Genomic DNA, 21,597 nt, shown 5'->3' with positions numbered 1-21,597 from the left:
ACCGGCAGAAAAAATTGTAGTAGTTAATCCGCCGGGAGTAAATAACGTCTTTGTCTAAATAAGATTATTTCATGATGTTAGTCCGTGGCTATTCAATGGCGCGCCAGGGACTCAGTGAACTCATCGCAGGGTAACGGCCGGCCGAACAGATAGCCCTGTAGGAAATCCACGCCTTGTGCCGCCAGGTACTCGCACTGCTCCGCAGTTTCCACGCCCTCGGCAACAATGCCTAGGTCGAGCTTGCCGGACAATTCTATGATGCTGTCGAGAATATGCCGCGAGAGTGCGTCCACGCCGATCATCGCGACAAAACTTTGATCGATTTTCAAGTAATCGACATTGAAGTTGCGCAAGTAACCCAAGCTTGAATGGCCAGTGCCGAAGTCATCAATGGCGATCAACACCCCTAATTGGTGCAAGGCATCGAACAGTTGGCGGGTGATATCGGTCGGCGTGATCAATTCGCGTTCGGTCAATTCCAACACCAGCGTGACCTGGCCAGGCGTGAAGGCGGCGAGAAACTCACGGCAATCTTGCACCAGCTCCAAGTCCTGGCAATGGCGCGCGGTGATGTTCACGCCGATGTGGAACCCCGGGCAGAAGCGCCCGGCATGGGGCGCCAGTTGTACGGCGGTCTGGCGCAGCAACGCGCGCGTCATGGGGACGATCAGGCCTGAATGCTCGGCCAGGGGAATAAACAAATCCGGGCGTACGAGGCCTTCTTTCGGATGTTGCCAGCGCATCAACACTTCGCAGCCCGCCCATTCGCGGGTATCCCCACGCACGACCGGTTGGTAATAGGGAATGAACTCGTTCGCGGCCAATGCCCGTTGCAGCTCATGGGTCGGCGCCGAAGAGCGTTTTTGCAGCCAATGCGCGAGAAGGCCGGCCAAAATGCCGAAGAACACCAACAGGCTGAAGAAACCCGGATATCGGGCCTCCATGTAACGCCACACTTCGCCTGCCGGCATACCGGCTTCCACGCTGTAGTCATAGCGCGTCGATGCCAAGTGTTGATGGGCTACGGCAAACTGCGGGACGGCAGTGTCTCGCACCTTGCCATCGGCCCCCAGCCAATGCGGGCCGACTTGCAAGACCAACTGCGCGTAGCGGCTGATCAGGCGCAAGGCGTTGGTCAAGTGATAGCCATCAATCGAGGCAAACGCCGCTTGATCGCCCTCGACCAGCCGATAGACCAGCAATGCGGTATCGGGCGTGACCGGGTTGCCATTCATCAGCCACAGGCGGCCATCCACGTAGTCCTCCGGGTTGACCTTCGACGCGTAAGCATCACCAAACAGCGAGCTGCAATAGATGTTCTTCTGCCAGGACAAGGTGGTTGCGCGCACAAATGGCCGGCGTGTGACCTGCTCGCGCAGTGCCAGTTGCGCAGCACTGTCACACGGCTGGCCCGCCAGTGGCAGCAGGGCTTGGGCGGCGAGGGCGGTGTTGTCGAGCATCAGGTCGAATTGGCGCACGGCTTCATGGGCGGTTTGCGCGGTGCTTTGTTCGAGGCTGCGTTCGGCTTGCCAGTACAGGATCACCATGCCCAAGGCGATCGGCAACACGGCACTGAGGGAGGTGATCAGGTAGCGACTGGCGCGGTTACGCGGGCCGTTCAGAGTCAGGGGCATTGGGGGCACGGCCTGTTGCAGTATGAAAAAACGCCGGAGGGCAAATCAGCTTGATTCGATGATAGTTGGCCGGGCCGAAATTAGCTTGCGCTACCTAGCCGTTCGGTCAGTAGGCACCGTCAGAATAGTTACCTAACATCGAACCGTCGGTTTTGCTTTAGGGACGGTCAAGTCATGAAAAGCATCGGGTTCGCGACACTACTGGTTGCACTGGCCAGTTCCACTTTTGCGGCAGATGGCACCATCACCATTACCGGTGAAATCACCGGCACGACCTGCGTCATCAGTGGTGGGGCAGGTGGAGCGCCGGGGCCTGGCAAAGATTTTTCTATCGCGTTGGATAAAGTCCAGACGTCGGCGTTGGCGGCCAGCGGGCAGGTCGCTGCCAGCAAGCCGTTCTTCATCCAGATCGGGGATGCCAGCTGTACGGCAGGTTCGGCGGCGGTGCTGTTTGAGAGTTCCAGCCCGGCGGTCAATCGGGTTTCAGGCAACCTGATCAACCTCGCCGCAGCGGGTGCTACCAATGTCGAAGTACAGATCGTCGACCTGTTGGCAAACAAGGAGATTCACCTGGGCTTGGGGACGAGTTCCACGGTAGCCACCTTGGTCAGCGGCGTTGCGACGCTGCCATTCGCCGCTCAATACATAGCGGTCAACGGGGCGGCGACCCCTGGCCCGGTGCAAACCAGTGTCCAGTATTCCGTGACATTTCCCTGATTGAGCCACCGTTAGCGGGAGGGCCTGTCGATGATTGCTGGCAGAGGGGTAGAGGCAGGCCTGATTGCGCTGGTGCTGTGGGTTTCGTTACCGGCTTTCGGCGGAGTGATCATCAGTGGCACACGCCACATCTACCCTGAGAAGTCCCGGGAAATCAGCATTCAGGTCAGCAACGAGGATCCCAAGTCACCCAGGCTGGTACAAGCCTGGCTGGATCGCGGTCGGGCGCCTGAGCTCAGTGACGTGCCCTTCAGTCTGGCGCCGCCGGTGTTTCGCATCGATGCCGGCAAGGGGCAGGTGATCCGCCTGGCCTACACCCGGGAGCCGCTGCCGGGTGATCGCGAATCGTTGTTCTGGCTCAACGTCCTGGAGGTCCCGCCCAAGCCGCATGATGTCGGTACGGCGGCAGAGGGCGAGCGCAACTACCTGCGCTTCGCCTTCCGCATCCGTACCAAGGTGTTTTTTCGCCCGGCCCAACTGCCGGGCAAGCTAGACGACGCTATTCCTCAATTGCGCTGGAGCCTGCAACGCGGCCCGCAGGGCGCGCTATTGCGGGTGGACAACCCCTCGGCGTATCACGTGACCTTTCACGAAGTCGCGTTGGCGATGGGCTCCCGTACCGGCGCCACATTGCTGGCCGGCGAAACGGGAATGGTCGCGCCCGGAGACAGTTTGACACTGGCCGTGCGTCAGGCTTCTCCCATGGTGATTCCTGCCGATGCCCAGGTGCAGTTCAAGTACATCAATGATTACGGCGCCTTTTCTACGCCGCAGCGTGCCGCGCTGCGCTTCTGACATGAACAGGCAAGGGCTGTTCTGTGGTGTGGTCGGCGCAGTGCTGACCTCGTCAGATACCGTCAGCGCGCCGTCCCTGACCTTTGACTTGCAAGCCTTCAGCAGTCAAGTCGCGCCCAATGTCGATATCTCCCGGTTCAATACCCATAACCTTATGAGCCCTGGCATTCATCGCGTGGACATCGTCGTCAACGGCCAGCGTCAAGGGCGGCGCACGCTCGAATTCGTTGCCCGCGATGCTGCCAACGACGCCCAGCCTTGCGTTGACCTCGAGCTGCTGGCGTTGCTGGGCGTCGATCCGGGCCGGCCCTCCATCACATCGCCTGCACTGCAACAGCCCTGCACAAGCCTTGAGCAATGGCTGCCGTTGGCGACCAGCAGCATCGATGCCGGCGCGCTTGAGTGGTCCGTCAGCATTCCCCAAGCCAGCCTCAAACGCCGCGCCCGGGGGTATGTTGACCCGGCCTATTGGGACGATGGGATTGACGCCGGCTTGCTCAACTATACGTTCAGCGCCTCGACGCGCACCTCGGGCGAGGGCGCAGACCGACGCTATCTGGGACTCACCAGCGGTATCAACCTGGGCAGTTGGCGTTTGCGTCACCAGGGTGCGCAGGCGTGGAATTCACGCACGGGCCTGCAACGCTATCAACACACCGCGACTTACTTGCAGCGCAGCATCGCCCCCTGGCAAGCGCAGCTGACCTTGGGCGACAGCTTCAGCGGCGGGAAGGTCCTGGAGGGTGTGCGCTTGCGCGGTCTCAGTTTGGCGACGGATGAGCGCATGCGGGCGCAGTCACTGCAAGGTTATGCACCCCAGGTCCACGGGATCGCCGAAAGCATCGCCACGGTGACCATCCGCCAGAACGGCTTTATCGTGTATGAAACCACGGTGGCGCCAGGACCGTTCGTGATCGGCGACCTGTATGCCACCGGTTATGGCGGTGACCTGACGGTAAACGTGGTGCAAGCAGACGGGCGGCGCAGCAGCTTTATCGTGCCCTGGTCAGTGGCCCCGCAGTTGCTGCGGGTGGATACCCACTCGTTCAACCTCAACCTGGGGCAGGTTCGCCAATACGGCCAGACGGATAGCAGCCCTCGGGTATTCCAGGCGTCGTTGGCCCAGGGTGTGAGCAATTACCTGACGTTGTACGGGGGCGGCTCGTTTACCGAGGGGCATCACTTGACAAAATTGGGGGTTGCCCTGGGCACACCGTTCGGCGCGTTTTCCCTGGATGGCAGCCAGTCGCACACCCGCTTGCCAAGGCAGCCGAACCTGGCGGGCCGAAGCGTGGGCATTGGCTACAGCCATTCGCTGCCGGCCAGTGGTACCCACCTCACTCTCGCCATGTACCGTTATTCCACGCGCGGTTACCTGGGCCTGAACGATGCCCTGAACCTTCGCGAACGCGCCCGTGATGCTCGGGGCAGCCAAGACTTTGCCCGGCAAAAAAGCCGTATGGACCTCACCATCAGCCAGGAATTGGGGCAGGGCACCCTGAGCCTGTATGGCAGTTCGGTGGATTTCTGGCGCAGGCAGGATGGGCGCCAGACCTCGTTCACCCTCAGCTACGGTTCGCAGTGGCGCGGCGTGTCATGGAACCTTTCCGCCCAGCGCGCAAGGATTGAGGACACGCGCCTTGCATTGACCGACCGCGAGTCCAGCGACGAGGTGTTTTTCGGCTCCGTCGGCCAGCGTGGCCGTTTGGACAATCGCCTGATGTTGACGCTGTCCATGCCCCTGGGCGGTAGCCTTCATGCACCCTCGATCAACACCACATTGTCCCGCGACAGAGGCGACCGCCGAGGCAGCCAGCAACAGTTAGGGATCTCGGGGTTACTGGGGGAGTTCGGCGAGGCCAGTTACGGCCTGTCCGGCACCCGCAGCCGTGCCGAGGGCGAAACGTTCAATATCGCCAATGCCTACGCCACTGTGCGAACGGGAGTAGGACAGTTGCGCGGTGGGTATGCCCAGGCGCGGAACGGCACGCAACTCTCGTTCAGTGCCGAAGGCGGCGTGATTGCCCATGCCGACGGCATCACCTGGGGGCCGAGGATGGGTGAAGCCTCTGCATTGGTGCAGGCACCCGATGCACAAGGTGCAAGGCTTGGCGGCGCCGGCGGTGTACGCATCGACCGTCGCGGCTTCGGTGTGGTGCCGTCCCTCAGGGCGTTCCATGGCAATAGCATCGCTATCGACCCCCGAGGCATGGCCGTGGATGTGGAGCTCAAGGAGTCGGTACAGCGCGTGGTGCCGACTGCGGGCGCGGTGACGCGGCTCACATTCGAGACGCTCAGCGGGCGGGCAGTGGTTATTAGGGCGCAGCAAACCAACGGCAAACCGCTGCCGTTCGCCGCGCAAGTCCTCGATGAGCAAGGCCGTGAAGTGGGCGTGATCGGCCAGGCCAGCAAGGCATTTGTCAGGGGGATTGCCGAGCGCGGCACGCTGGCGGTGGTGTGGGGAAAAGCGGCCGCAGATCGCTGTTTCATCGCGTATCGCCTGCCAACACCGACGTCGACACAACGCCAGATCAGTGCCGATGTGCTGGTCGCCGAGTGTGTCCAGGGTGCTGATGTGCCCGGGGTAACGACGCGATGAGTCGGCGCCGCTGCCTGTTCGCCGCGATGAGTCTGAGTATCGCCGGCGATGCCTGCGCGTTTGCCACCTGTGACCCGGGGGCGCCGACCGTGTTGTCGATTGCGCCTATCGAGGTCCCCGCCAACCCACAAATGGGCGAAGTGTTGGGCGATCCCAACGGCTATCCCTTTGATGTTCCCGACGCCATGCGTTGCACCTACGATCCCAACGTCGTGATCGATTACTGGTCGTACATGACGTTCACCCGCAACCGCCCCTTTATCGGCTACTGGCTCAACGCGCTGGACTGGCGGATGCCGGTGTACCAGAGCGGCGTGACGGGCGTCGGGATCGGCATGGTCGCGCAGGATCGGGATGGTGGGGACTATTTGGGCGTGGGTGGCCAAACCACCCTGCGTTCCAGGGAAAACCCAGGTATTGCCAGCTGGGGCGTAAGAGGGCGGCTGTTTTTCTTCGTCACCGGCAATATCCAAGGCGGGCTTATGCCTGGCCAGACGCTGGCGTCCCTGAATGTCTATACGTCCGATCGCATGCATGACATTCAGATCGCCAACGCCCGCATCGGGCCGCCGCGCCAACCTACCTGCAGGGTCTCCACACCGTCGCTGGCGATGCACCTGGGTGAAGTCTCGATCCGCCAGTTCGACGGACTTGGCAGTGTGGCCGGCAGCACAACGGAAACCATCAGCCTGGACTGCAGTGGCGGCACCGGTGCGGCGTTGGACGTCAGCGTGACCCTGACAGACCAGAGCAACCCCGCGAACCGCAGCGATCGCCTATCCCTGGCTGCGGGCTCGACGGCTTCGGGGGTGGCCTTGCAATTGCTCCACAACAGCCGATTGCTGAGCTACGGCGACCCCAACCCATGGCTGGCCGGCAGCACGGACAACGGCGTGTTCCAGATCCCACTGACCGCGCGCTACATCCAGACCGAAGCATTCATCCGCCCAGGGACGGCCAACGGCCTGGCGACGTTCACGATGAGTTACCGGTGAGCCGCCTCGGCATGCTCGGATTACTGGCCTGCCTGGTCGCCCGCAGCGCCGGGGCCGACATCGTGCTCGACCGCACCCGGCTCATCTACCTGGCCAGCGAGCGCAACGTGAGCATCACCTTGACCAATCTGGCCGACAGTCCGCGCCTGGTCCAGGCCTGGATCGATGCGGGGGATGCCCAAGTGCCACCGGAATACAGCGACGTGCCGTTCACCGTGACGCCGCCGATGCTGCGGATCGACCCCGGCAAGGGCCACGCGTTGCGCATTGCCGTGCAACCGCCGCCGGCACTGGCGACGGAAACCGTGTATTGGCTCAATGTGTTGAGCATCCGGCCCTCGCCCGCAGCGCAAACCGGCAACGCCCTGCAATGGGCGTTTCGCACCCGCATCAAAGTGTTCCTGCGCACGACTCAACGGCCCGAAGGCGATCAGCCCAGCTTGCGCTGGCGCCTCAATCCCTCACGCCTGGAAGTGCACAACCCGAGTGCTTACCACGTCACGCTGTCGCTCGTGGCGCTGAGCGTCGACGGCCACGAATATCGCAGCGACACGCCTCCCATGGTCGCGCCTTATGCCACGCAGGCTGTACCGCTCGATGCCGCTTGGGATACACCCACGGGCCAGGCCACCGTGCGTTTCAGCCTGCTAGACGACCACGGCATTACGCGCGATTACGAGCAGCGGCTGTGAACATCCTGCGCCAATTCGATAAAGGCCAAGGTCGCGGGTGATGCCTGGCGCCGGTCCAGTACCGCCAGGCCGATGGGGCGCGCGATGGCGGGGGCGAGAGGGCGCGCCACGTAGCGTGGGGCCGCCACTTGAGGCAACGAACCCTCGGCCACCAGGCTCACACCGTCGCCTCGGCTCACCGCTTCAAGGGTGCTTAACAACTGAGCGCAGCGAAAGCGCACTTTCGGCACCAACCGCGCGCTACTGAACACCCGCGTCACCAGTTCCGCCGAGCCGGCCTCGGTCAGGATAAAAGGGTCGTCGCACAACGCCTCCAGGGTGATGGCCGGGCGAGATGCCAGCGGATGATCGGCAGGCAGCAGCGCCACCAACTGGTCTTCGAACAGGGCAAACGTGTCGAAACGTTCCTGTTCCAGCACCACAAACCCGACGTCGATGCGCCGCTCGTCCAGCCATTGCATCACCTGGCGATCCGGGCCTTCGTCGATATGCACCTCGATCCCTGGATACGCCAGGCGAAAGCGCGCCAGGACAGGTGGCAGCAACCGATTGGACGACGTGGGCCCGAACGAGCCGATGCGCAGCGTGCCGCGTTTCATCCCACGGGCGTCGGCAGCCTCCTGTTGCAGGGTGTTGGCCAGGCCGAGTATGGCGCGTGCGCGCAGCAGCAGTTGCTGGCCGATGTCACTGAGTTCGACCTGGGATTGGTGACGGCGGAATAATTCCACGCCCCATTCCTGTTCCAGTGCCTTGATGGCGTGGGACACCGCTGATTGGCCGATGCCCAGGCGGTGGGCTGCGCTGGTAAAACCTTGCAGTTCGGCCACCAGGGAGAAAATTTCAAGTTGGGTCAGGGTCATGAGTAATCACTCATTTTACGATGATTGAGTATTAGCCGAAGAATACGTCAGTCCTTCTATTACCCGAGCATTGATTGATGAATTTCTCCGCAGACCACCGCACCTATTGGAAACTCGCGACCGTGACGATGATCTGGGGCGGCACCTTTGTCGCCGGTCGTTACCTGGCAGCGAGTGTCGATCCGCTGCTGGCGGCCAGCCTGCGCTTTGTCGCGGCCAGCCTGGCGTTGTTGCTGTTCATGGCTTTTGCGCGCATTCCACTGGTGTGCCCAAGCCCGGCGCAGCTGCTGCGGTTGGCGTTGCTGGGTTTCTGCGGGATCTATGTCTACAACCTGTGCTTCTTTTATGGCCTGCAGTCCATCAATGCGTCGCGGGCGTCGCTGATTGTCGCGTTGAACCCGGCGGTGATCGGGCTGGCGTCGTGGCTGTTGTTCAAGGAGCGTTTCAGCCGGGCCAAATGGCTCGGCATTGCCCTGTGCCTGGGCGGTGCGGCGACCGTGATCGTCAGTCGCAACCCACAGTTGCTGCAAGGCAGCGCGCACGCCTTGCGCGGTGACCTGTTGATTTTCGGCTGTGTGCTGGGTTGGGGCGCGTACTCGGTGTGTTCACGCGGGCTGAACCACAGCCTGGGCCCGTTGCAGACGGTGACGTGGTCGATTCTGTTGGGCACAGCCATGCTGGTAACCACCACGCTGGTCACCGGGCGCTTGACCGTAGAAGGGCTCAGTGCAATTCATTCGCCCCAGGTGTTCAGCCTGCTGTACCTCGGGGTGCTTGGCTCGGCTCTGGCGTATATCGGTTACTACGATGGCCTGCGTCGCATCGGTGCCACCCGCGCCGGCGTGTTCATCGCGCTTAACCCGCTGACCGCTGTGGTTTGCGGTGCGTTGCTGCTGGGCGAACCGCTGACCTGGCCGATGCTTGGCGGCGGGGCGGTGATCCTGCTGGGTATCTTCCTGTGCAACAAACCCCTTGCGCAGGCCAGGCCGATGGGGATTTGATAAGAGTACGGACAAATCCGGTTACGCTGTGTAGAATCGATTTACGCATACAAGAATATGGACTTGCGCTCACGCAAGCCTCGGCCGTCAGAGACTGATGCAACCATGAAGCTACTGGGCTCCCCCCTCATCTTTGGTGACTTCCTCGCCCGCAGCGTGCGAGGCCTGTCCTGTGCGCCACCTTCCGACCTCATCCTTGCTCGCAATTAACCCTGTGTTTATTACAAGAATGATGAGGTGCCACCATGGCAGATCTATACGAAAACCCAATGGGCCTGATGGGCTTTGAATTCATCGAGTTCGCCTCGCCGACGCCGGGCACCCTGGAGCCGATCTTCGAGATCATGGGCTTCACCAAGGTCGCGACCCACCGCTCCAAGAACGTCCACCTGTTCCGCCAGGGCGAGATCAACCTCATCCTGAACAACGAACCCAACAGCATCGCCTCCTACTTTGCGGCCGAGCATGGCCCGTCGGTGTGCGGCATGGCGTTCCGCGTCAAGGACTCGCAACAGGCCTACAACCGCGCGCTTGAACTGGGCGCCCAGCCGATCCATATCGAAACCGGGCCGATGGAACTGAACCTGCCCGCCATCAAGGGCATCGGCGGCGCGCCGCTGTACCTGATCGACCGTTTTGGCGAAGGCAGCTCGATCTACGACATCGACTTTGTATTCATCGAAGGCGTGGACCGCAACCCAAAAGGCGCGGGCCTCAAGGTTATCGACCACCTGACCCACAACGTGTATCGCGGGCGCATGGCCTACTGGGCCAACTTCTACGAAAAACTGTTCAACTTCCGCGAAGCGCGCTACTTCGACATCAAGGGCGAATACACCGGCCTGACCTCCAAGGCCATGAGCGCCCCGGACGGCATGATCCGTATCCCGCTGAACGAAGAGTCCTCCAAGGGCGCCGGGCAGATCGAAGAGTTCCTGATGCAGTTCAACGGCGAGGGCATCCAGCACGTGGCATTCCTCACCGAAGACCTGGTCAAGACCTGGGACGCGCTGAAGAAAATCGGCATGCGCTTCATGACCGCGCCGCCAGACACCTACTACGAAATGCTCGAAGGCCGCCTGCCGAACCACGGCGAGCCGGTTGACCAGTTGCAGGCACGCGGGATCTTGCTGGACGGTTCGTCCATCGAAGGCGACAAGCGCCTGCTGTTGCAGATCTTCTCGGAAACCCTGATGGGCCCGGTGTTCTTCGAATTCATCCAGCGCAAGGGCGACGATGGGTTTGGCGAGGGCAACTTCAAGGCGCTGTTCGAGTCCATCGAGCGTGACCAAGTGCGTCGTGGTGTGTTGACGGCTGACTGACCGTTTTCAACGCTGAAAAAGCCCGGTAGAGGACACCCTCTACCGGGCTTTCTGCTTTCTGGCATGGAACGTTCGCGCGGTTGCGGTTCACAGAGACGGCAGGGCAGCAGGAATTAACCTGCCCCGCTGACAAGAGAACTTCGCTATGACCACAATTACCTCCGCACCCGCCTCTTCGTTCGGACCGCACGTGCACAGTGAGCCAATCCGCCCAAAGCGAGATATCGCGTTTACCGAGGGATGGCAGGCCGCCAACAACGCGCGCAAAACATTCATTGAAAAGAGCCAGTCGGAATTTCGGGATGGCACATTGAGTGCCAAAGGCAAAGCACTGGCGCAAGGGTCATTAACCCGCGATGCCCAAGGCACGCCTGGCATGCAGGTTTCCACGTTTGCGGTGGACGGTTTTCAGGCGAAAGATATCGCGGTGATCCAGCGAGTACCACCCAGCGCCGAAGGCACGAATTTCTTGCTGTATGTCCCTGAGGAACCAGGGCCATCCTTTCACGAATTCAAAACGCGTGAAGAGATGACCGCCTGGGTCAAGGAGCAAGCCCATGATCCCGAGAAACAGGACAAATTTGCAGCCCATTTCGCGCCGCAGAACAGAGAACAGGTCAAGACGACACTGACTCAGTTTGCTGACAACGATGTAAACGCAGTGGTCGGCAGCTACGGCTATGAAAAAGGCGATATTTTCACCCGCTTGAATAAAGACGTCACCGAGCCGCCTGCACCCGTCTGGGGCTTGAGCAACACGTCTTTCGATGCGTTCGATAGGAACGGCCATCCCATCTATAAAGGGTACCTGCAGGATGGGACGAAGGTGACCTACAGCTACGATTCTTACGGAAATCTGGAGGGCGCGCGCGGCGAAAACACGCGGTATTTTGTACGGAACGGGTTGAACAGCTATAAGCCGCTAGTGCCGATGACGGAAAAACAGTGGGCGCGCGAAATCCACGCTCAAACGATGGACAATGTTGGGGCCAATGATAGGGCCGGGATGTTTCACGAGTTCATCAGGCAACTGCGAAACCCCGGGGAAGGGATCGGAACTGCGTTGATTGCGTTCGGCGTGCCCTCAGACGTTGCCTACTCAATTGAAGAAATCGTCAAGAACCCCGTCAAGGGCACGTTACTGCAACTGAACCATGGCAACCGACTTGGCAAGCTTTTGGGCGTTCGCAAGGACGCGATGGGCAAGTGGCTTGAAAAGGTCGGCGGTGAAATCCAAAGCCGGATACCCCGGTACGGTGCTGTCAGGGACAAACTCAACACACTTGCAGGCATCCTGGAAAAATATGGTCCGCCTGCCCCTGATACCGATACCAAAGTGACTGTTTAAGCCTGCAAAAAGGGGTACGGACACCCCGTTTCAACTCCAATCATGTCCTGCGCTGACGCACCAGATGCTTGAACCCTTCGTACACCAGCACCATCACCGCCAGCCAGATCGGGATATAGGTCAGCCACTCGCCCGCCTTGATGCCTTCGCCTAGCAGCAGCGCTACGCCCAGCAACAACACCGGCTCAACGTAGCTGAGCAGCCCGAACAGGCTGAACGCCAACAAACGACTGGCAATGATGTAGCTCACCAGCGCCGACGCACTGATGACACCCAGCGTCGGAATCAACGCGTACAACTTGGGCTGGGCGTCCAGCACGGCAAAACCCTGCTCGCCGCTTTGCACGAACCACCACGCCACCGGCAGCATCAGTGCCATATCCAGCCAGAGCCCGCCCAGGTGGTCAGTCTTGAGGTACTTGCGCACCACGAAGTAAACCGGGTAACCGATGATCACCACCAGCGTCGCCCAGGAAAAACCGCCGGCCTGGTACAACTCGTTCAGCACCCCAAGGCCCGCAAAAAACACCGCTAGCTGTTGCAGGCGCGACAGTCGCTCACCCCAGACCAGGCGGCCGGTCAGCACCATGGTCAACGGCAACAGGAAGTAACCCACCGACACATCCAGGCTGCGACCGTTGAGCGGTGCCCACATGAACAACCACAATTGCACGCCCAGCAACGCGGAAGAAACCAGCACGCCCGCGATCAGCTTCGGCTTGGCCGCCAGCACCCGCAGGAGTTCCCACACCCGTCGCCATTCGCCGCTGACAACCATGAACACCGTCATGCACGGCACGGTCAGCAGCATGCGCCAGCCGAAAATTTCCAGGCCGCTCAACGGCGTCAGCAGTGACGTGAAGTAATACATCACGGCAAACAACACCGAGGCCAAAACCGATAACACCACACCTTTAGACACGCAGTCCTCGCGAAAACCAATTGATACAAGAGAGGCGAGGATTATGGAGCTTTTGGCGTGAGAGGGTTGCGCTGTTTTGGGGCGCTTTTCAGGAAAATTTCTCGCTCATGCACGGTAAGTGCATGCATCTTGTGGCGAGGGAGCTTGCTCCCGCTGGAGTGCGCAGCGCTCCCAAAGTCTTGGGGCCGCTACGCAGCCCAGCGGGAGCAAGCTCCCTCGCCACAACAAGCTCCATAGCCACAGTGGATCAGGTCATGGGCGGGCAATTCGGCCCGAAACGAAATGGCTGACATCATTGAAGCCCGGTGTAGACGAATGCCCCGGCGTGACCAGCGTATCAATGAAGGCTTCATCCTCAGCCGTGATCTGCACATCCAGCGCACCGGTGTAGGCATCCCACTGCGCCTCGGTACGCGGCCCGACAATCGCCGAACTCACTGCCGCATTGTTCAGCACCCAGGCAATCGCAAACTCGACAATCCCCACGCCGCGCCCTTGGGTGTACTGCTGGATCTGCTGGGCAATGCGCAGTGACTCCACGCGCCATTCGGTTTCGAGGATGCGTTTGTCCTGGCGCGCGGCGCGGCTGCCGGCCTCAGGCGTGACATCCGGCGCATATTTGCCACTGAGCACGCCCCTGGCCAACGGGCTGTAAGGCACCACGCCCAAACCATAGGCTGCCGCCGCCGTGATCTGCTCGACCTCGGCCTGACGGTTGACGATGTTGTACAACGGTTGGCTGATCACCGGCTTGTCCACGCCCAGGCGCTCGGCCACGCGAATCACTTCGGCGATGCGCCAGCCACGGTAGTTGGACAGCCCCCAATAGCGGATCTTGCCCTGCCGGATCAGGTCGCCAATCGCCGACACCGTCACTTCCAGCGGCGTGTCGTGGTCTTCGCGGTGCAGGTAGTAGATGTCCAGGTAGTCGGTGTCGAGACGGGTGAGGCTGGCTTCCAACGCATTGAAAATACGTTTGCGGCTCAGGCCACTGCGGTTGGGCATGCCATCCGCCGGGCCAAAGCCGACTTTGGACGCCACCACCCAATCCTGCCGATGGCGGGCAATGGCTTCGCCCACCAGTTCCTCGGAGCGCCCAGCGGTGTAGACGTCCGCCGTGTCGATAAAATTGATGCCCTGGTCCCAGGCCTTGTCGATGATGCGCAGCGAGTCCTCGGTGCTGGTCTGTTCGCCAAACATCATGGTGCCCAGGGTCAAGGCACTGACCTTCAACCCGGACTGGCCCAACGTGCGGTAAATCATGGATAACTCCTCCTGGTCGTGAAACGTGAGCCATGCAATACCAGACTCGAACGCTCTGGAACAAGCCCTGCACGCGTTTCTTCATGTACTCAGCAAGGCCTGGCAACGGTCCTGTAAAAACCGCTGCAACACTTTCACACGTTCCGACACTTGCAGGCGATGGGGGCACATCAGGTTGAAGGGCGCCGGTTCCCCTTGCCAGTCCGCGAACAACGGCACCAGCCGGCCAGCGGCGATATCGCCCACCACATCCAGCCGCGCCTTGTAGGCAATGCCGTGGCCGGCCAGGGCCCAGCGGCGCACGACCTCACCGTCGTCGCTGAGAAAATCCCCGCTGACCTCGACCTCCTGCAACTGCGTGCCCCGCTGAAAACGCCAGGTCTTGCTCACCTGGCCCTGGCGCATGTAGCGCAGCGCGCTGTGCCGGGCCAGGTCCATGGGCTCAAGCGGCGTTCCGTGGCGCGCCAGGTAAGCGGGGCTGGCACAGGCGACGCGGCAGTGTTCGGTGGCGATGGGCAGCGCCACCAGGCTGGAGTCCTGGGGCACACCAAAGCGCAGGGCGATGTCCACCGTTTCGCGGAACAGGTCGGCGTTGCTGTCATTGAGCAGCAATTGCAGGCGGATATTCGGGTGCTCGGCCTTGAACGCATCCAGCCAGCCCAGCAGCACATTGCGCCCAAAATCCGACGGCGCCGCCAGTTGCAGCAAGCCGCTCAAGCCCTGGCTTTGTTGCTTGAGCGCCAATTCACCTTCGGCCAAGGTCGCCAACGCCACGCGCACGCTGTCGAGGTAGCGCCGGCCTTCTTCGGTCAGGCGCATGCTGCGGGTGGAACGGGCCAACAGGCGCATGCCCAAGCGGGTTTCCAGGCGCTTCAAGGCAATGCTCGCCGCCGCCGGGGTGAGGCCAAGCCCACGGGCGGCGGCAGACAAGCTGCCGGTATCTGCGGTGCGCACGAAGACTTCAAGGTCGAGAATTGAGCTCACTTGTAAAAATCCTTTAAAGATCTTGTCGTTTTACCGGGATTTTTCGCCGATTACCAAGCTGGGAAGATGAACGCTCACTTTTCAACCAGGACATTTCTCCATGACTTCTTCCCTCAACGGCAAAACCGTCATCATCATCGGCGGCAGCAGCGGCATTGGCGCCGCCGTGGCCAAGGCCGCTGCGGCCCAGGGTGCAGAGGTGGTTTTGGCCGGGCGGCGCTTGGTCTCAGGCGTGGAAAACGGCCTGCGCAGCGAACCGGTGGACGTCACCGACGCCGCCTCGCTGCAACGCCTGTTCGACAGCGTCGGGCGCTTTGATCATCTGATCTACACCTCGGGCCCGAGCGTGCGCGCAAAAACCCTGGCCGAGACCGACCTGGACGAAGCTCAGGACAACTTCAACGTGAAACTCTGGGGCGCGCTGCGGGTGATCCAACTGGCGTTGCCTTACCTCGACGCACACGGCAGCATCAGCCTGACCTCCGGGCAACTGGGCCGCAAGTTCGTGCCGGGGCAGTTCATCAAGGTCGGCATCAACGCGGCGACCGAAGCGCTGGGCAAGCAATTGGCCAAGGAGTTGGCGCCGCGTCGGGTCAATGTGATCAGCCCGGGGGTGATCGATACGCCGGCGTATGCGGGGTTGGCGGAGGAACAGCGGCTGGCGATGTTCGCCAAGGCGGGCGGCGCGCTGCCGGTTGGGCGGGTAGGGCAGGCGGAGGAAGTGGCGGCAGGCTATGTGCTGGCCATGGAGAATGGCTTTATGACCGGCGCCGTCATCGACATCGACGGCGGCGGCCTGCTGTAAATAAACCTGTGGAAGGTGGCTTGTGTGGGAGCTGGCTTGCCTGCGATAGCGGTGTTGGATTCACCACCGCCATCGCAGGCAAGCCAGCTCCCACATGGACCGCATCAGGCCTTGAGGGTGCGGGTCATTCGGAGCGCGAGCACACTGCCAGCCACAATCACCGCTGCCAACAGGTACAACGCAATATCCGTAGACCCCGTGGCATCCTTCACAAACCCGACGATATACGGGCTGAGGAACCCAGCCATCTGCCCCATCGAGTTGATCAACGCCAACCCACCGGCCGCCGCACCTGCGCTAAGCATCGCAGTCGGTACCGGCCAGAACATCGGCAAGCCGGTGAGGGCGCCCATCGTCGCGATGGTCAGGCCCAGGATGGCAATGGCCGGCGTGGTGGCGAAATTCACCGCAATCAACAAGCCCACGGCGCCCATCAGCATCGGCACCACCAAGTGCCAGCGCCGCTCTTTGCGCAAGTCAGCCGAGCGGCCCACCAGCAACATGAACACCGCCGCCAGCAGATACGGGATCGCACTCAGCCAGCCGATCACCAGGTTATCGCTGAAGCCCAGGTTCTTGATGATCGACGGCAGCCAGAAATTGATCGCGTACACGCCGCTCTGGATGCAGAAGTAGATCAAGCCGAACGCCCAGATCGCCGGGTTCTTGAACACTTCGGCAAGCGAATCGGTGGTGGTTTTCGGTTTGTTGGCCAGGTCGGTCGCCTGGTCGGCTTCCAGCACGGCACGCTCGTGGGGCTTGAGCCATTTGGCGTTGGCGAAGCTGTCGCTGAGCAGGAAGTAGGCGAGGGCGCCAAGGATGACGGTGGGCACGCCTTGCAGCAGGAACATCCACTGCCAGCCCGCGAGGCCACCTTGGCCGGCGGCGAAGTGGTTGAGGATCCAGCCGGAGAACGGGCTGCCCAGCAAGCCAGACACCGGGATCGCCGACATGAACAGCGCCATGATCCGCCCACGGCGGAAGGTGGGGAACCACTGCGAGAGGTACAGCACCACACCGGGGAAGAAGCCCGCTTCGGCGGCACCGGTAAACAGGCGCAGGGTGTAGAAGTGCGTCGGCGTGGTGACGAACAGCAGGCACGTGGACAACGTCCCCCACACGATCATCATCAGCGCAATCCAGCGCCGTGGGCCGAACCTGGTCAGCGCCAGGTTGCTCGGCACGCCGCACAGCACGTAGCCGATAAAGAAGATCCCGGCGCCCAGGCCGTACACGGTTTCGCTGAACTTCAAGGCATCGAGCATCTGCAACTTGGCAAAGCCAACGTTTACCCGGTCGAGGTAATTGAATAGATAGCAGATGAAGATGAAGGGGATCAGGCGCAGGGTGATGCGCTTGTAGATGGCGTTTTTATCGTCATCGGTGGCCAGTGCGGCAGTGGCGCTCTGTGACATGGCAGTCTCTCTTTATTATGATTTTTTGCGATGCGAGGTTAACGTTGATCGCCCAAACAGTCTCGGTGACGTGACGGGGCACTGTCTTTGTGCCTGCGCACAGCGAAGATCCCTTTGCGCTGTGCCTGTGAACAACCACCTTTCAGGAAGTTAGCCCCATGTTCGAGCTCGATCATGACTTGGCGCAGGATATTGTCGATCGCACCATGGCCATCCTGCCCTATAACGTCAATGTCATGGACAGTCAGGGGCTGATTCTCGGCAGCGGCGAGCCGGAGCGCATCAACACCCGCCACGAGGGCGCGCAACTGGTGCTGGCCAATGGGCGCGTGGTGGAGATCGACGGCCAGACCGCCAAGCACCTCAAGGGCGTGCAACCGGGCATCAACCTGCCGCTGCTGCACGATCAACGCCTGATCGGCGTACTGGGCATTACTGGCGAGCCGGAAGGGCTGCGCACCTACGCCGAACTGGTGCGCATGACCGCTGAAATGCTCGTCAGCCACCGTCACCAGCAAGTCGAACAACAGTGGCGGCGCCAGCGTTGCGATGACCTGCTGGCATTGCTCCTGGCCGAAACCGGCGACTCTCCGCGCCTGGTGGACGAAGCCCAACAGCTGGGGCTCAAGCCACAGCTGGCGCGCACGCCGTACCTGTTTGAGCTGGGCCCGGGCCAATCGGCAGAAGCCTTGAGTGCCTGGCTGACCTCGCGTTACCCGGACAGCTGGTGCGTCAGCTCGGCGCAGTTTTCCCTGCTCTGGTGCCGGCCTGCGGCGGCGCAGGTGGACAACCCAAGGTTGCTGGAAAAGCTCGAAGGCGCAGGCTGGAACATCCTGCGCGTCGCCGTGGGCGGGCAGGCCGATGGCCTCGCCGGCCTGCGCCGTTGCTACCGGCGTGTCGGCGACTTGCTGGCCTACGGTCGCGATGTGCTGCCGCACTCACGCCTGCTCACCCTCAATCGCTTTCGCCTACCGGTGATGCTCTGGCGCCATCGCAACGATGACGCCCTGGACGAGTTGCTCAACCCCCTGCGCAAAGTGCTGGCCAAGGACAGCAACGGCCAATTGCAGGCGACCCTGCGCAGCTGGTGCGAACACGACGGGCAAAGCCAGGCCTGCGCCGACGCCTTGGGCATCCACCGCAACAGCCTGCGCTATCGCATGGAGCGTATCGCCGAGCTCAGCGGCGTCGATCCGTTGACCCTCGATGGCATGCTCGCCCTGTATCTCGGCGTGCAACTCTTGCCCCAGGCTTTGTAGAAATGAACAACAAAGCCCAAGCGTACTTGTGCATCTGACCGGCGTCATTGGCGCTGCCAACTGGCAGCATGGGCGTTATAAAAACCGGAGAAAGCCCATGAAAATCATCATCGCCCCCGACTCGTTCAAGGACAGCCTGAGTGCAGAAGGCGTGGCCCAAGCTATCGCGGCAGGCTTGGCCGAGATCTGGCCGGATGCGCTGTTGGTGCAATGCCCGATGGCGGACGGTGGTGAAGGCACGGTTGAGTCGGTACTCGCAGCGTGCAACGGCGAGTTGCGCAGCCAGACCGTGCAAGGCCCGCTGGGCGGCACGGTTGAAGCCCATTGGGGCTGGCTGGCCGACAGCCACACGGCAATCATCGAGATGGCTGAAGCCAGCGGCCTGCAACTGGTTCCGCCTGGGCAGCGCGACGCCTGTTCCAGCACCACGTTTGGCACCGGCGAACTGATCCGCGCCGCCCTCGACCTCGGCGCCCAGCGCATCATCCTGGCGATTGGCGGCAGCGCCACCAACGACGGTGGCGCCGGTGCGATGCAGGCACTTGGCGTGCAGCTGTTCGACGCCGAGGAACACGCCTTGCCACCCGGCGGCCTGGCCCTGTCGCGCCTGGCCCGGATTGATCTTGCACGCTTGGACCTGCGCCTGGCAGACGTACGCTTTGAAATCGCCGCAGACGTCAACAACCCGCTCTGTGGCCCGCACGGCGCCTCGGCCATCTTCGGCCCGCAAAAAGGCGCGAATCCCGCACAAGTCCAACAACTGGACGCTGCCCTCGGCCACTTCGCCGACCATTGCGCCCGCGCCCTGGGCAACGACGTACGCGACGAGCCCGGCAGCGGCGCGGCCGGTGGCTTAGGGTTTGCGGCCAAAGCGTTCCTCGGTGCGCAGTTTCGCGCCGGCGTCGAAGTCGTCGCTGAACTGGTTGGCCTGGATGCCGCCGTACAAGGCGCCGACCTGGTGATTACCGGCGAAGGCCGTTTCGACGCCCAGACCCTGCGTGGCAAAACGCCGTTCGGCGTGGCACGCATCGCCCAACGGCATAACGTCCCGGTGATCGTCATCGCCGGGACCCTTGGCGAAGGCTACGAACAGATGTACGCCCATGGTGTAGAGGCGGCGTTCGCCCTGCCGAGTGGCCCGATGAGCCTGGAACAGGCGTGCAGCGAGGCGCCGCGGTTGTTGCGCGAGCGTGCGGCGGATATTGCGCGGGTGTGGCGGGTGGCTGTGCGGGGCTGATCCCGGCCACCAGCGTGTCGGCTCAGTTTGATACGTCGCACGCTGAAAAACGTTCGGGTTTGCGGCCATAAGCCAAGTACTGGCCGACATATTGGTTCACGCAAGCGCTTCGATCCGCAAACGACACACCATGCTGGTGGGCGCCCTTGAGCAAAACCATGTGTGTGTTCGGCAAGCTGTCAAATGCACGGAGGGCGCCGGTACTGGGGGTTTGGTCGTCATACTCGGCCTGTACCATGACGATGCTGTCCACTTGTGCCATGCGTTCAAGGGGAACACCGGTTTTTTGTCGCCCATCCCAACCCGCACAATGCCGTGCAGCAAAAAAACTGCCGCCGATTGGGTAGTGGGTCGCATAGAAGTTTTCCTTGCCTGTCCAGAACGCTTCGTCTGAGGCTGCCGAGTCGTTGCACAACACCGTACTGCGTACAGATTCAGCCGGTGTCAGTTTCAGGGTGCCGAGCGCAAAGCCGTTCCACGGCATAGGGCGACGGGTGGCGTCGAGCAGGCTGGTAAATGCCTGCCGCGCCGCGCCATCCACCTGCGCGTCCGGGCTGAACCGATGCGCTTGTGCTTTCTTTGCCAGCACTGTGTCGTCCAACTGCGGCGCATCACGTAACCAGTCACTCAGTATGCGTGCGGCCATCAGGTGTTCAGTGGAACTGTAAAACAGGCTATCAGAACGTAAAGCAGCCCTGACCTCGGGTAATAGGCGCAGGAAAACACCGTGCACGGCTTTCGGGTCATCGCCCATCAGGTAAACCGACGGGTTGCTGGCCGCTTTCTCGGCAACAAACCGGAAAAAAATCCGTTCTTTCTCCGGGGCGCCATTCAAACTGGCGTTTTGGAATGTAGACGTCCAATCCACGCTTGAGTCCATGACCATGCGGCCCACCTGACTCGGAAACAGCCCGGCGTACCAGGCGCCCAGCCATGTGCCGTATGAGTTGCCAAAATAATTGAGGTTGGGTTCCTTGAGCAGGACGCGAACGAACTCCATGTCGCGCGCGGTCTGTTCGGTATTGATGTAGGGTGCCAATCGTTGGCCGGCACAGCCTCGCGCCACTACTTGCGCGTTGTGTTGCAGGGCTTTGACATTGGCCACGGAACGGTCCTCGGTGATGTCGTTTTGCGCGACGATCACTTCGTCCGATACACACACCAATTGCGAGTCCGACGCACTGCCTTGGCCGCGAGGTGTGAGGCCAATGACGTCATAGGTACGGGTGAGATGTCGATAGGGTTCACCTTCGGGCCTTTCTCCGTAGCGCTTCCAGAGGCCTGCCAGATACACCGTGAACACATCGCTGCCGTTGGTGCCTGGCCCACTGGGGTTGGTAAATACTGCACCCTCACGCTTATCTGGTTGCTCGGCGGCAACACGCGTGATGTCCAGGCTGATGGTGCCAAGTGATGGGTTTGAATGATCCAGCGGTACTGTGACGATGCCGCACTGCGTTCGGGCGAGCACCGTGGGGTCCAGTGCAGCAGTGGGAATGCCTGCACACGAGGCCAGCCATCTGATACCCGGCTCCGGTTGCTGTTTCGTCGCACATGCGCCTGCCGCCAACAACCCGATAACACCGATGCAGCCCGCCAATAACCGTTGTTTGATCACGTTATAGCCATTCCTGTGCGGATTCGGTAAAGCCCCGAGTATTGCAAAGCGATCCTTGCCAGGAATGTAGGAAGCGGTCGCTACCTTGCACGCGAAAACGCGACTTTCCATGGAGCCGTCATGGCCTCTAC

At 61.5% G+C, this 21,597-nt stretch carries 18 protein-coding genes; 11 read left to right on the top strand and 7 right to left on the bottom strand.

Going from position 1 to position 21,597, the window contains the following annotated elements; genetic code table 11:
• Positions 1 to 92: 92 nt before the first annotated feature.
• Entirely contained in the window at positions 93 to 1,634 is a 1,542-nt protein-coding gene (locus ACU688_RS14100; RefSeq protein WP_448185224.1) for an EAL domain-containing protein, read from the bottom strand.
• 174 nt (positions 1,635 to 1,808) lie between these two features.
• On the opposite strand from ACU688_RS14100, the gene ACU688_RS14095 reads away from it, so the two are divergent.
• Genes ACU688_RS14095 through ACU688_RS14075 form a run of 5 tightly spaced genes read left to right on the top strand, consistent with a single transcriptional unit; the run spans position 1,809 to position 7,432 of the window.
• On the top strand, positions 1,809 to 2,351 hold the full coding sequence (locus ACU688_RS14095; RefSeq protein ID WP_448185223.1) for a fimbrial protein: 543 nt from the start codon (positions 1,809 to 1,811) through the stop codon (positions 2,349 to 2,351).
• 30 nt (positions 2,352 to 2,381) lie between these two features.
• On the top strand, positions 2,382 to 3,146 hold the full coding sequence (locus tag ACU688_RS14090; RefSeq protein WP_448185222.1) for a fimbrial biogenesis chaperone: 765 nt from the start codon (positions 2,382 to 2,384) through the stop codon (positions 3,144 to 3,146).
• Between the two features lies 1 nt (position 3,147).
• A complete protein-coding gene (locus ACU688_RS14085) occupies positions 3,148 to 5,745 on the top strand; it encodes a fimbria/pilus outer membrane usher protein (RefSeq protein ID WP_448185221.1) in 2,598 nt (865 codons plus the stop codon).
• Positions 5,742 to 6,740, top strand: a complete 999-nt coding sequence (locus ACU688_RS14080) for a fimbrial protein (protein ID WP_448185220.1) — start codon at positions 5,742 to 5,744, stop codon at positions 6,738 to 6,740. Before ACU688_RS14085 ends, ACU688_RS14080 begins: the two co-directional genes overlap by 4 nt.
• An 11-nt stretch (positions 6,741 to 6,751) precedes the next feature.
• Positions 6,752 to 7,432 carry a fimbrial biogenesis chaperone gene (locus tag ACU688_RS14075; RefSeq protein ID WP_448185219.1) on the top strand — a complete coding sequence of 227 codons (681 nt, stop codon included), beginning with the start codon at positions 6,752 to 6,754 and terminating at the stop codon, positions 7,430 to 7,432.
• Here the strand turns inward: ACU688_RS14075 and ACU688_RS14070 are convergent.
• Positions 7,414 to 8,292: a LysR family transcriptional regulator gene (locus tag ACU688_RS14070; RefSeq protein ID WP_448185218.1), complete on the bottom strand. Its 879-nt coding sequence runs from the start codon at positions 8,290 to 8,292 to the stop codon at positions 7,414 to 7,416. The genes ACU688_RS14075 and ACU688_RS14070 overlap by 19 nt on opposite strands.
• A gap of 77 nt (positions 8,293 to 8,369) precedes the next feature.
• On the opposite strand from ACU688_RS14070, the gene ACU688_RS14065 reads away from it, so the two are divergent.
• From ACU688_RS14065 to ACU688_RS14055, 3 genes are all read left to right on the top strand, one after another.
• Complete coding sequence (locus ACU688_RS14065) at positions 8,370 to 9,293, top strand: DMT family transporter (RefSeq protein ID WP_448185217.1); 924 nt, start codon at positions 8,370 to 8,372, stop codon at positions 9,291 to 9,293.
• A 245-nt stretch (positions 9,294 to 9,538) separates the two neighbouring features.
• Complete coding sequence (hppD, locus tag ACU688_RS14060; protein ID WP_448185216.1) at positions 9,539 to 10,615, top strand: 4-hydroxyphenylpyruvate dioxygenase; 1,077 nt, start codon at positions 9,539 to 9,541, stop codon at positions 10,613 to 10,615.
• A gap of 145 nt (positions 10,616 to 10,760) precedes the next feature.
• On the top strand, positions 10,761 to 11,963 hold the full coding sequence (locus ACU688_RS14055) for a dermonecrotic toxin domain-containing protein (protein ID WP_448185215.1): 1,203 nt from the start codon (positions 10,761 to 10,763) through the stop codon (positions 11,961 to 11,963).
• A 40-nt stretch (positions 11,964 to 12,003) separates the two neighbouring features.
• Here ACU688_RS14055 and rarD read toward each other — a convergent pair whose 3' ends face one another.
• The 3 genes from rarD to ACU688_RS14040 all read right to left on the bottom strand — a co-directional run bounded on the left by rarD (position 12,004) and on the right by ACU688_RS14040 (position 15,132).
• Positions 12,004 to 12,885, bottom strand: a complete 882-nt coding sequence (gene rarD / locus ACU688_RS14050) for an EamA family transporter RarD (protein WP_257780708.1) — start codon at positions 12,883 to 12,885, stop codon at positions 12,004 to 12,006.
• Between the two features lie 252 nt (positions 12,886 to 13,137).
• Positions 13,138 to 14,148, bottom strand: coding sequence for an aldo/keto reductase (locus ACU688_RS14045; RefSeq protein WP_448185214.1), 1,011 nt, complete (start codon positions 14,146 to 14,148; stop codon positions 13,138 to 13,140).
• An 81-nt stretch (positions 14,149 to 14,229) separates the two neighbouring features.
• Positions 14,230 to 15,132: a LysR family transcriptional regulator gene (locus ACU688_RS14040; protein WP_448185213.1), complete on the bottom strand. Its 903-nt coding sequence runs from the start codon at positions 15,130 to 15,132 to the stop codon at positions 14,230 to 14,232.
• Between the two features lie 100 nt (positions 15,133 to 15,232).
• On the opposite strand from ACU688_RS14040, the gene ACU688_RS14035 reads away from it, so the two are divergent.
• Positions 15,233 to 15,937 carry an SDR family oxidoreductase gene (locus tag ACU688_RS14035; RefSeq protein WP_448185212.1) on the top strand — a complete coding sequence of 235 codons (705 nt, stop codon included), beginning with the start codon at positions 15,233 to 15,235 and terminating at the stop codon, positions 15,935 to 15,937.
• A 104-nt stretch (positions 15,938 to 16,041) separates the two neighbouring features.
• On the opposite strand, the gene ACU688_RS14030 is transcribed toward ACU688_RS14035, so the two are convergent.
• Positions 16,042 to 17,352, bottom strand: a complete 1,311-nt coding sequence (locus ACU688_RS14030) for an MFS transporter (protein WP_448185211.1) — start codon at positions 17,350 to 17,352, stop codon at positions 16,042 to 16,044.
• A gap of 158 nt (positions 17,353 to 17,510) precedes the next feature.
• Here ACU688_RS14030 and ACU688_RS14025 point away from each other — a divergent pair, with 158 nt between their 5' ends.
• Both ACU688_RS14025 and ACU688_RS14020 read left to right on the top strand, forming a co-directional pair.
• On the top strand, positions 17,511 to 18,611 hold the full coding sequence (locus ACU688_RS14025; protein WP_448185210.1) for a sugar diacid recognition domain-containing protein: 1,101 nt from the start codon (positions 17,511 to 17,513) through the stop codon (positions 18,609 to 18,611).
• Positions 18,612 to 18,708: 97 nt separating this feature from the next.
• Positions 18,709 to 19,848, top strand: a complete 1,140-nt coding sequence (locus ACU688_RS14020) for a glycerate kinase (RefSeq protein ID WP_448185209.1) — start codon at positions 18,709 to 18,711, stop codon at positions 19,846 to 19,848.
• A 22-nt stretch (positions 19,849 to 19,870) separates the two neighbouring features.
• Here the strand turns inward: ACU688_RS14020 and ACU688_RS14015 are convergent, their stop codons facing one another.
• Positions 19,871 to 21,577, bottom strand: a complete 1,707-nt coding sequence (locus tag ACU688_RS14015; RefSeq protein ID WP_448185208.1) for an alpha/beta fold hydrolase — start codon at positions 21,575 to 21,577, stop codon at positions 19,871 to 19,873.
• Between the last annotated feature and the right edge of the window lie 20 nt (positions 21,578 to 21,597).

This window comes from Pseudomonas acericola (SeqCode) (genome assembly GCF_053456465.1).
The sequence above is the reverse complement of the archived record's forward strand: the minus strand, read 5'-3'. Positions and strand labels throughout refer to the sequence as shown.